Source organism: Microseira sp. BLCC-F43 (genome assembly GCF_041929235.1).
Taxonomy (GTDB): Bacteria; Cyanobacteriota; Cyanobacteriia; order Cyanobacteriales; family Aerosakkonemataceae; genus Microseira.
Genome location: NZ_JBHFNP010000307.1, coordinates 1 through 11,189 on the forward strand (window position 1 = coordinate 1; position 11,189 = coordinate 11,189).

Sequence of the window (11,189 nt, forward strand, 5' to 3'; positions counted from 1 at the left end):
GTCAAGGATTTGGTAATCCCGGTACCACTGGCGGTCAAGGATTTGGTAATCCCGGTACCACTGGCGGTCAAGGATTTGGTAATCCCGGTACCACTGGCGGTCAGGGATTTGATACTCCCGGTACCACTGGCGGTCAAGGATTTGATACTCCCGGTACCACTGGCGGTCAGGGATATGATACTCCCGGTACCACTGGCGGTCAAGGATTTGGTAATCCCGGTACCACTGGCGGTCAGGGAACCACAGGTGGGGGTGTAAGAGGTCTTTGGTAATTTTCCAACCATTTCCTACTTCTACAAACACTCTTCAACCCGACAAAATATTTAATATCACTTCCGTTTAATCGCTTCTATAATAGTCTTTTGCCTTGGCAAATAATAAATAAAAATAACAGATAAATGAGAACCAAATCGGAAGTGATATTAATAATAAATTCTTTAGATTTACTGGTATTGATATTTTTATTGAAAAATGATGAAACAATTAGTAGCTTGGGGTAGTTTGATATTAACAATTGGTTTATATTCTAGTCCACCAGTTTCATTGGCATCTGAAGAAACTGTAAGACTTATTAATGTTTCCTCAAATTTAGTCGATTGGCCTACACGCTTAGAGATTAATCTCAGCCGCCGTCAAGTAACTCTATATTACGAAAATATGCCAGTTAAAAGTTATCCAGTGGCAGTAGGGCGTCCGGGTTGGGAAACGCCAACGGGTGATTTCCAAGTAATTCAGATGTTTCAAAATCCCAGGTGGATAAACCCTTTAACAGGTAAGCAAATTCCCGGAGGCGACCCACAAAATCCTCTAGGTCGCTACTGGATCGGTTTTTCGACAAATGGTAGAGATTGGATTGGCCTTCATGGTACGCCTAATCCTAATTCAGTAGGTAGAGCGGCGTCTCACGGTTGTATTCGTATGTATAACAAAGATATTGAGGAATTATTTTATCTGGTTACCTTGGGAACAGCAGTAAAGGTAGTGCCATAGGTCCGCTAGCAACCCTAATATGGGACAGCTCGATACAGGGACAAGGAGGACAAGGGAGATAAAAGACTCAAGAGTTAGCTTATAACCTACATTCCGCTGTTATCGATGGCATGGGAGATATTCACCCCACTTCGTAATACGCAATGATTACGATATAATACAAAAACCCAGCAGGCATTACCCACTAGCTGGGATTAGTTGTTTTTCAGGCGTCAGGGTCATGGCTAAATTTCGGGATCTTCTGGATTACTTCCGGCCTTACCGGACGACTGCCATCTTGAGTATTGCAGCTGCCAGCATTTTTGAAATAGTCGATTTGGTGGTTCCCTATGCAACTGGACAGATTTTAAACATTTTGTCGGGTCAACCCGTAGATGGGGTTGTGGCTTTGGCGAGCGCTCCCGTTGCTGCATTAACAGGGATTCCTGTCAATAAATATTTATCCCTAGGATTGTTGATGGGATTGATATTTGTGGTGACCGTAATGAAAGCGCCGGTACAGGTGTGGCTAACGTGGTGGTTTCACTGGGATATTGCGTTGCGATCGCGGCGCGACCAGTCGGAAAAAGCCCTGAAAAAAATCCTCACCCTACCCCTAGAATTTTACGACGAACACAACCCCGGACGGATTGCCGGACGCATTGCCAGAGGACTGGACAACCACATGTGGAGCTATCCGGAAATCGCGGGGCAGCTGATTCCTAAACTATTGCGAGTTTTGGGAATTTTTGGGTTAATTTGGCTGATTGAGTGGCGAATAGCCGTTTTATTCCTAATTTCGTTTGTATTCATTCTCGCTTTCAGCCTTAAAGGACTAAAAAGACTGATCGAGCGAGAACGAATACTCGATCAATACAGCGAAAGTACCGACAGCCGCACATCGGAAATCATCACCAACATCAAAACCGTCAAAGCCTTTGCCACTGAAGCCGCAGAACTAGCGCGCCAGCAGCAGCGTTTAAATCGACAAACAAAGGTATTTCTCGGTCGCATCCACAGAGGTTACGTCAACCTAGCCACCTGGCAAAGAACCGTCGTCCAGATGTGCGTTTTTTTCATCCTTGGTCTGACACTTGCTGCTACTGTGAGAGGAAGCATTTCTCTGGGACACTTCGTTACGACCTTAACCGTCTCCAGCATGGCTTATGCCGAAGTGGAACCACTCTGTATCGTCGCCGAAACCTTTGCGAGGCGCTACGCCTCGATGCTGCGATATCACGAATTTATGCAGCAAGAAGCGGGATTAGATGCAGCCAGCTTAGTTGGCGCTGCAGCAGAAAGAGTATCGCCTTACCACTTTAGTGGCAAAGTCGAATTTTCCCAGGTTAGTTTCGGATACGACAAAGAAAACCTGGTTTTAGAAGATATCAACCTGCTAATCGAACCCTATCAAACTGTAGCGCTTGTAGGTCGTTCCGGGTCGGGTAAATCTACCTTAGTCAAACTGCTGTTCCGGTATTTTGAACCTACCCAAGGACGCATCCTGATCGACGGTGAAGATATTCGCAGCTTGGATGTTACGGGTTACCGGCGGCGGCTGGCAATTGTCCACCAGGAGGTAGATATCTTCAACGGCACGCTGCTGGATAATTTGACTTACGGCAACCCCAAAGTCTCGTTTGAGCAAGTCGAGGAAGCTTGTCGAATTGCCAAAGTTGATGAAGTGATTCGGCAGTTGTCCCAAGGGTACTATACGGTAGTGGGAGAAAGAGGCGTGCGGCTATCTGGGGGTCAAAGACAGCGTCTGGGAATTGCCAGAGCGCTGTTAGTCGATCCGGATGTGCTAATCTTTGACGAAGCGACTTCGAGCCTAGACTACGAATCCGAGCGCTCGATTCAGCTAGCAATGCAGGGCATCTTGGGGACTCGCACTACAATTATCATTGCCCACCGACTGAGTACGGTGCGCGAAGCCGATAAAATAGTAGTTCTCGATCGCGGTCGAATTGTAGAAGTGGGTAACCATACCGAACTTTTGCACCGCGAGGGGATATATCGGCGTCTGCACTCGCTGCAAGAGACAGGCGAACTAATTTGAGCTATTCGAGATGGGGAGATGATGGAGATAGGGGAGACACGGAAGTAATTATTTCCCCTCGTTCCCCCTTCCCCATCTGACTGCTAATATTTTGCTGTGATTTACTTACCCCTACAATCGTACGTTCTGGCGACCTCTGAAATCGGCCCTTTTTTGGGAAATATCTGGATCGATATCGCGGTATTGGGATTGATGCTGTTGCTTTCGGCTTTTTTCTCAGGGTCGGAAACCGCGATTACAGGACTCGATAATTTTAAACTAAGGGCGCTGATTAAAGAGCAGGGAGAAACCCGCCGGATTTTTACCCTGGCTTTGGAAAACAGAGCCAGGTTTATTACTACCCTTTTGGTGTGCAACACCTTGGTGAATAATTTTTCTGCGATTCTGACCAGCAATTTATTTGCCTTGTGGTTGGGTAATGCTGGAATTGGAATTGCTACTGGCGTCGTGACGTTTCTAGTGCTGATTTTTGGCGAAGTGACGCCCAAATCTTTGGCTATCGGCAATGTGATGCCGGTTTTTAAGTTGGTAGTTCGTCCGATTTACTGGCTTTCGATTGCTTTATCGCCGGTGATTTATTTGTTTGAAACAATCGCCCAGAGAGTGATTCGCCTGTTTCAGGGGGGTGTTGTTCAAGAGGGCGAGTCTTTAAAAGACCTGGAATTGATGATTGAAATTTTAGGCGGTAAGGGGCATTTGGATTTGGAGCAGCACCAGATGCTGAATAAAGCCTTGAAGCTCGATAGCAAGAGCGCTCGCGATTTGGTAAAACCCAGGATAGAGATGCAGACTATTTCCCGCGACGCGACTTTACAGGATTTGGTCAATCTTTGCTTAGAAACCGGGTATTCCCGCATTCCGGTGCAAGAAGAGTCGAAAGACCAAATTGTCGGAATTGTTCACTTAAAGCGAGCGCTTCAGTATTTGAAATTTTTGCAGAAAGAAGGTTACGACAATGGCTCGGTAACCGAGGTGATGGATTTGCCAGTTTTTGTGCCGGATACTAAACGAGTCGCTAATCTGCTCAAGGAGATGCTGCAACGGCGCTTGCATATCGCGATCGTGGTGGACGAGTACGGCGGTACGGTGGGACTGCTGACCCTGGAAGATATTTTGGAAGAGCTGGTGGGAGAAATTTATGACGAGAGCGATTTTCCGGCGCGGACTTCTGATCGAGGTGCGAAGTCTTACAGCCAGCGCGATCGCCCCACCGGCGGCTCGCCGCCCCGACGCCACAAAAATTAATTTACTCAAACCCCTTGCCATCTCAAAAATTGTTGTGCTACTATTATTAATCGTGGTTGACATGGGTCGGTGTCCGAGTGGTTAATGGAGGCGGACTGTAAATCCGCTGGCTTACGCCTACGCTAGTTCGAATCTAGCCCGGCCCACCACAAAATATGGTAGATTTTAGATGGTGAATCTAAAATTTGCAGATCCAAAAGCAGAGTGCCCGTGTGGCTCAGTGGTAGAGCACGCCCTTGGTAAGGGCGAGGTCACGAGTTCAATCCTCGTCACGGGCTTTGAGAAAGGCAAGATAGCATAAGGGTTTGAGCGTTTTTTATAACTTTACAGTTTGTGTTTAAACCTCTTACTACAAGCATGTGAGATAAAAAACTGACCTAAATCTGACCTAAGCGTTAAATAGCCTCTGAGACGCTTCTGTCTAGCTGGTGGCTGGATTTACCTAAAACAGTCCCATCACGTCTTACAGGCGATTCTGGTGGGAGTGCGTAGGCATTCGTTAGCAAGCCGTTATTGGATACTACCGCTGACGCTGCATCATCCAGATGTCGAACATCAGTAATTTGTATACTTTATCACCAGTACATAATGTTGCCAGTAGCTACGGCTAGTGTTAAAGCTAGGAGAATACTGCTTTTCTGATAGAACAAGTAGGATATTTTTATTTAAAAGTGGTATAAATTAGTTATATTATATATAACTTTTATATAGGTTGCTAAAAAAGCTTTAATCAATAAATAGATTAATATTGTATTTGTTGTAGTTGCAGGTAATTATTCTTCTTGTCTTTGCTCTGATTGTACTTACATAAATTCAAAAGGTTTACGCACATCTCTGGTAATTGCATAAAATCGTTCTGTAATAGGTCTATAACCGCTCTGGGAAAGTCGTTTTGAGTACATAGACGTATACATTCTGCATACGTATAAGCGATGTCACTTGTTGTAAAGGGATAAGCGATGATGTCACTTGTTGTAAAGAACTTACTATTTAGCCAAGTGTGTGGTACATCTAACCGACTAGCTAACCGACTAGCTAATATCGAAACAAACAACCATTGTACTGCTACCTTGTTTTTCGATACAGCAACTAGAGCGGTATCTAAAAAATACGGCAAGACGACGGCTTTTATTACCTGTCTATGCGTACCCATTAATAATCCATTATGCTTAAACACATATTTATCAGGTAATGCGTCTTTTGCCTCACTCGACAGTAAATTACCTATTTTTATTGCATCATTAGTCATTCTCAAGTTAATGATGTTTCTTGTTTTCTTTTCTCCTAGATTTTGCAGCGTTACTGTATAAGGATTATCGCTAGTTTGTAGCAAAGGATAATAAAGATATTTTCCTTCGTTAGCTTGGAAAATTTAGGAATAATCCAATACTTCACTCATTAAATAACTAGCTTGTTGCTGTCTGGTTAACTTAGCCATTGCTAATATTGATGAGGATGGCAATTTATAGCCAGTAAATGCTTGTAATGCTGCTAGTTTATTCTTAGCTGCCATAGCACTTGCGTAGACTTGGCGTGCAGATGGATGCTTCAATTCTGCTAGCTTCTCATAAGTTTGTACCATCGAAAGTAAAACATCATCTTTACTTATTGGTGCAAATTTATCTGCCTTGTATTCCCCATATCCGTTATCATGCAGCGAAGCTTCTGATTGTACCTGTTTGCACTTTGAAAAGATCTAACTAAACAGTAGAGCTAGTGGATTATCAAGGCAGTCTAAGTGTTCTAAGTATTTAAACACTAAGTCGCCATACTTAAGCGCTTTAAATTTGATATTAATGTCATTAATTAGCGTCAATTATCCTATTAGAGGTAATAGGATTTCACAGTCATTTTTAAACTTAACCGCAATTTCCAAAGTTTTAGTCAATGTGAATGTTGCTAGTGGACGTATAACACTAATGCGACGTTTACCTGGTGTAAAGATTTTTCCGTCGAATGTTGGCAATGTTTCTAGAATCGCAATTTAATGTTTACCTGGTGGAAACTCAATAACTTCTTTTTTTACCTTGTCTGGCTTTGAGTTGTAATGAAACCCACAGTGACAGTCAGCCATTCTTTGTTAGATGGTACAGCATCCAACTTATAATAACTGGTAATACTAATTGTTTCAAGTCTACCATCTGGGTTAGTTCCAACATAACTTAAGCTGTTAATACGTTCTGTTCAATAACTAGCTGCTAGTTCTTGTAGTTCTTCCCAGTGAAGTAACAATGGGGCTGTTTCAACTATTAACGGTTCTTTACCTTGTGGTTGCAATAAATTATGCCCCTTCAGGATGAAACTTTCTTTTTTCCAATCAGTATTAGCAATAATTTGCTTTGATTAACTCAACCATAAACAATAATTTTATTTTCTATTTTATTCTCATTATCTATATGATACTGCTCCGTACTATTATTACAATAATACATTATTTATTTTAAGCTATTAAAACTTTATTCTCCCCCCTATTCTATAGCTTCCCTTAGAATAATCTCGGGATTTTTGCTAGACAATTGAACATATACTTCTATTTTTATTCTAGTTTTAACAATATAGCTTCTAATTTATTTTCTCAGACATCCTAAATTTTCATAATTTAATCTATATTTATTTTGATCTTTAAGACAAAAATCGTGCTCATTACTTGCAACTAAATTTAAAAAATGTTGCTGAAACAATTCTCTTCTTTGACCTCTACCTATTTCTAATTCTGTCCATCTTGCTTCATTGTTACCATTTATACTTACTCTCATGCTGCATTCTGCATCTGTAATTTTCTTAAAATGAGCAAAATAAGGTTCTCTAATTGAACCATGTCTTAAATGTACTTCTTCACCGCATTCAGGACAATATAATCCCCATCTTTTATAAGATTGGTTATTCAATCTTTCATCATTAGCATAAATAACTTTACCGCCAAGATATATTGATCTAGCAAATTCCATAAGTACATCCTGCTAAATCATTACAATAATTACACATATAATCATAATCACTACGTTTGCTTATAATTATTCCTAAAATCACAAGAAGTTTGTGACTAGAATTACTGACATTTAAACAGAAAGCATTCAATCTTATTAAGTAAAAATTACTAGCCTCTATTTGCCTCTCTAAGACGGTTGAAAAGCTGTTTAGGTCATTACTTACGTGATAGATGATATCGGCTGCTATAGAGGCTTATAAACGGAGCTCTATTAGTATGGTCTAATCTGCTAATAATTTCTGTCTAAACTCTATATATGGGGACGGTTGCCAGTGTTTAAGCCAAATAAATAATCAAATATTAAGTGATGAATATCACAGTTATATCGTGATTCTTGTCATCGCACTAACTAATTTGTTTCGATGGTAATTAGATATTGCTATGGTTAAAAAGTGCATTAATTATGAGAATGACAGGTATTAAAACAGGTATTGGACTTCCACAATAGTAGATTGTTTATCTACTGCTTTATACAAAGAGATTAAATTTAAAATAATAGATTTAGCTAATTATACAGATATAGGAGTAACTGCTAATTTATGAGGAATATAAATAATTCCTGGTAGGGTAATAGGACGTAATCAGTTATTTACATATTAAAAATTAAGAACTAAAATGTATAATTTTAACTTTTTGAACAATACCCTAATGAATCATATTTTTCATTTTCATGACTGCCCTTTCAACCAGGCCGTCAAAAGTGCTAAAATAAGCTCGTTACAACAAGGCGGGTTAAAAAAATGTACGCAATTGCTTTTGCTCTTGACCAAGAACCGCTTAAAAATTCCTATCGAAACGAATCTTACCCGAATGCTTACAATGATATTAAACTGGTTTTGGCAGAGTATGGATTTATTCCTCAACAAGGAAGCGTTTATTTCGGCGATCGATTAAAAGTTAACGCTGTTACATGCGTTTTAGCAGTTCAGGATTTAACTATAAAATATTCTTGGTTCAAGGCAGCAGTCAGAGATCTAAGGATGTTACGCATTGAAGATGACAATGATTTAAAACCCGCTATAAATGCAATTTCATCGTAGTATAAGATTAAGCGGCTTATCAATCAATCGAGAGTAGAACCTTTCGTAAAACTATTTAGCTCAACCCAATAGTAAGATGTAGTAACGCGATGGGATAATAATAACCCCACCCCTGTTAGGCATTGTGATTACCAAGTGCTAACGCAGTAATAAGCGTTTAGCTTGCAGATCCAACAGCCGTGTTATAAAACTCACTTTTTAGAGAAGCTAACTTCTTCTTGTCTTGCTCAGGTAAAAGATCAATAGCATCTATTTGTTCTTTTTTACTATACTTAGTTGATACCTCTTTTATTTCTGCATAAGGTCGTTCTTGCTGCAACATTTTTCTCACTTTGGCTGCTAATTCCTGCGCTGCTAGAACTGTAGATGATTCATCCTTACTGATTACCATCTGTTCTTCGAGACGTTCCAAAACAGTAGGGTGTTGTTCCAAGTCATGTTCCAGGCTGAAATCCTTACCCTGACTGAATTGTTCCGGGTGTTCCAGATGTTCCAGCACAATATCAGATTCAACCGCAACTATTTCATTCGGAGTAGATACCTCTTCACTTTCGAGGAGTTCAAGTAATTCTACTATCGTCATCAATTATTTCTGGAGTAGTATTAAACCCGGAACAGTCGGAACAGTCGGAACAATCCTTATCCTGACTGGGTTTTGGGTTGTTCTGGGTATTGGAACAATGCTTTGTTGTTCCGGCACATTCTTCAAACGAGTAGGGAATATGATTATCGTTATCTGTTCTCAACCTCAATCCACTGAAAACTGCAACAGGGTTAGGTGTATTAACTCGTTTTTTAGTTCCTTTGACATCAGTCCAACCAAGCTCGAAGTTACAGATGTCTTTTACCTCTGAGTTGAAATTATTTCGGCTTTTTGGTATTACACCTGCTTGCAAGCAATACTGGTAGTAATTGCCAAATAAACTACTGGTGTCATCTTTATCTTGACCAGATGGAGTAAATGCTTCAGGGTTATGGATAATGCACTCGTTAATCCAAGCTGCTAAAGAATCTGAATTTATTCTCTGTTCCTTTAACTTAGCAGATACTTCAGGAATATCATCAACCGAGTTGCGTAATACTTGAGTTACCTTTTCATCTGGAATACTCAAGATATATTTTGTTAAACCACTTAATTCAGGTTCAAATTCTTTTGTTAAATCACGTCTTTTATGTTTTGGAACAGGATTGTCGAAAGTAATTGGAATAATTCTCCTAGTCAGCCAAGATGAATTATTACATCCAACAAAAATCTCCTTATTGCAAGCAAGGATGACCATTCCATCAAATTCAAACTGGAAAGCTTGTTTTCCTTTTTCTTCAGCACTTATTTTATCTTGACCAGTCAATGATTTAAACTTCTGTAAATCCCTGGAATATCTATCTTGCTCTGGGAAAAATACTAAACGCTTTTTATAAACCTTAGCAGATTCAAATCTATTACCGCCAAAATCATTCAAGCTTGTAGAACGAGTATTTTCTGTACCAATCAGCATTTCTGCTAATTTGATGGTTGATTTACCGCTGACTCCTATTCCTATTAAATACAGGAATTGTTGTAAATCAGCACGTCCTTTAAGGATAGCGTTAAGGTAACACAGCAATACTTCCTTAATGGCTGAATTATTACCTGTAGCTTCATTTAACCAGCCATCAATGGTAGGAAACCCTTCTGCTAACGGATTATACTCACGGGGTAAACACCAAGTAAATCGATATCCTGGTGCATCAGGTAACAGTTTACCTGTAGCTATTTCTAACACACTATTCTGGAATGTAATAAAATATTTCTGTGATTTTTTGTTCCACTTATTTGCCAGTAAACGATGTCTCATTGCTGCCAATATACGGATGTAGCTGTTATAATGTTAGCCACTTATTCCTTTCTGTCGTAGCTTTTGGAATCTTAAACTTTCGATTGATTCTTCTTGAGAAACTGCCCAAACTCCTTTTTGTTCTGACTCAGAGAACAAAAAGGTATTAGATTCGAGGTTATACAGGAGTTTTGTTTTGAATTCATCTGCTAATTCTTCACCAATTACATCTGCTTTAGGTAGAGGGTTTGATCTATTTACTTTCTTGTTATTTTCGTCATCATCAACATATTTATCCCTAAAATTATTAAATATCTCATCACCTTTATTGCTCTTGTTTATTTCGAGATTTTCGTTCATGCTGCTATCTTCCGTGGGTTCAGCAAAAACTTGAGCAACAATCATTGGTTCTAATTTCATTTGTTAATTTTAACTCTAGCTTAATCCTTAATTATATCCCTGTAACCCCTAAAGCTATTTAGCTTTTTTTTGGTAAAAAATTAGGTGGCTTCAGCTATTTATTTAGATATTGTCTAAGTTTTTATCCCGAGAAAAATGTCAGATTTAATTCTGGAGCTTTAGCAAGATTTACTAACTCCTCATAGTCTTTTTCATTTAATCGAGTAGGTATAACTTGATTAAGTGGGTTGTTTGTTATTTTAGGCATTGGTTTGACTCTAAAAATTACATTAACGAACCGACCTGGTATCAAGTGAATGACTTGACAATACAAAGCTTGCCTCCCTTGGAACCAGCAAGGTCATCGGCAAGGTCGCCAGGTACTCTATGCAGAACCCCTTTCTTCCTGGTTGCCTCTATTCCCCCACTAGACTTATGGTTACCCTGCACCCGCTTCAAGGGATATGACAGGGGATAGCTCTCGCCAGGTACGCTTTAGGATTCAGTTTTCAATGTTCTGTGTTTGTTCACGTATACAATTCTAGCAAACTCAGCATTAAACCGTAATAGTTGGAAACCAAAAAATGGGCGTTATCCCAGTATATTAGAGTACGGTTATGCCCACGTCACCTTTCCGAAATAAAAAAGGATAGCAGTTGTATTTCTATTATCCT

The 11,189-nt window shown here is 39.9% G+C and carries 11 protein-coding genes and 2 tRNA genes; 7 read left to right on the forward strand and 6 right to left on the reverse strand.

Annotated features, from left to right (window positions below):
* From ACE1CM_RS40975 to ACE1CM_RS41000, 6 genes are all read left to right on the forward strand, one after another.
* Positions 1–272, forward strand: a 272-nt coding sequence (locus ACE1CM_RS40975; RefSeq protein ID WP_374884905.1) for a hypothetical protein, incomplete at its 5' end; no start/stop codon positions are given.
* 199 nt (positions 273–471) lie between these two features.
* The gene (locus tag ACE1CM_RS40980) at positions 472–990 is read left to right on the forward strand and encodes a L,D-transpeptidase (RefSeq protein WP_374884907.1); all 519 of its coding nucleotides are present in this window, start codon (positions 472–474) and stop codon (positions 988–990) included.
* A gap of 220 nt (positions 991–1,210) precedes the next feature.
* A complete protein-coding gene (locus ACE1CM_RS40985) occupies positions 1,211–3,028 on the forward strand; it encodes an ABC transporter ATP-binding protein (protein ID WP_374884908.1) in 1,818 nt (605 codons plus the stop codon).
* A 153-nt stretch (positions 3,029–3,181) separates the two neighbouring features.
* Positions 3,182–4,273 carry a hemolysin family protein gene (locus ACE1CM_RS40990; protein ID WP_374884910.1) on the forward strand — a complete coding sequence of 364 codons (1,092 nt, stop codon included), beginning with the start codon at positions 3,182–3,184 and terminating at the stop codon, positions 4,271–4,273.
* A gap of 63 nt (positions 4,274–4,336) precedes the next feature.
* Positions 4,337–4,422: transfer RNA gene (locus ACE1CM_RS40995), tRNA-Tyr, on the forward strand.
* 57 nt (positions 4,423–4,479) lie between these two features.
* Positions 4,480–4,551 (forward strand) — tRNA-Thr (locus ACE1CM_RS41000).
* A 464-nt stretch (positions 4,552–5,015) separates the two neighbouring features.
* On the opposite strand, the gene ACE1CM_RS41005 is transcribed toward ACE1CM_RS41000, so the two are convergent.
* The 3 genes from ACE1CM_RS41005 to ACE1CM_RS41015 form a co-directional block, all read right to left on the reverse strand.
* Entirely contained in the window at positions 5,016–5,606 is a 591-nt protein-coding gene (locus ACE1CM_RS41005) for a hypothetical protein (RefSeq protein ID WP_374884912.1), read from the reverse strand.
* 39 nt (positions 5,607–5,645) lie between these two features.
* Positions 5,646–5,855: a hypothetical protein gene (locus ACE1CM_RS41010; RefSeq protein ID WP_374884914.1), complete on the reverse strand. Its 210-nt coding sequence runs from the start codon at positions 5,853–5,855 to the stop codon at positions 5,646–5,648.
* Between the two features lie 985 nt (positions 5,856–6,840).
* Positions 6,841–7,221 carry a competence protein CoiA family protein gene (locus tag ACE1CM_RS41015; protein ID WP_374884916.1) on the reverse strand — a complete coding sequence of 127 codons (381 nt, stop codon included), beginning with the start codon at positions 7,219–7,221 and terminating at the stop codon, positions 6,841–6,843.
* 781 nt (positions 7,222–8,002) lie between these two features.
* Here ACE1CM_RS41015 and ACE1CM_RS41020 point away from each other — a divergent pair.
* Positions 8,003–8,302 carry a hypothetical protein gene (locus ACE1CM_RS41020; RefSeq protein ID WP_374884918.1) on the forward strand — a complete coding sequence of 100 codons (300 nt, stop codon included), beginning with the start codon at positions 8,003–8,005 and terminating at the stop codon, positions 8,300–8,302.
* 157 nt (positions 8,303–8,459) lie between these two features.
* On the opposite strand, the gene ACE1CM_RS41025 is transcribed toward ACE1CM_RS41020, so the two are convergent.
* From ACE1CM_RS41025 to ACE1CM_RS41035, 3 genes are read right to left on the reverse strand one after another with little or no spacing between them, the layout of a single operon-like run.
* Entirely contained in the window at positions 8,460–8,885 is a 426-nt protein-coding gene (locus tag ACE1CM_RS41025) for a hypothetical protein (protein ID WP_374884920.1), read from the reverse strand.
* Positions 8,863–10,155 carry a phage/plasmid primase, P4 family gene (locus ACE1CM_RS41030; RefSeq protein WP_374884922.1) on the reverse strand — a complete coding sequence of 431 codons (1,293 nt, stop codon included), beginning with the start codon at positions 10,153–10,155 and terminating at the stop codon, positions 8,863–8,865. The genes ACE1CM_RS41025 and ACE1CM_RS41030 overlap by 23 nt, the downstream gene beginning before the upstream one ends.
* Positions 10,156–10,170: 15 nt before the next feature.
* On the reverse strand, positions 10,171–10,536 hold the full coding sequence (locus tag ACE1CM_RS41035; RefSeq protein ID WP_374884921.1) for a hypothetical protein: 366 nt from the start codon (positions 10,534–10,536) through the stop codon (positions 10,171–10,173).
* Positions 10,537–11,189 lie beyond the last annotated feature (653 nt).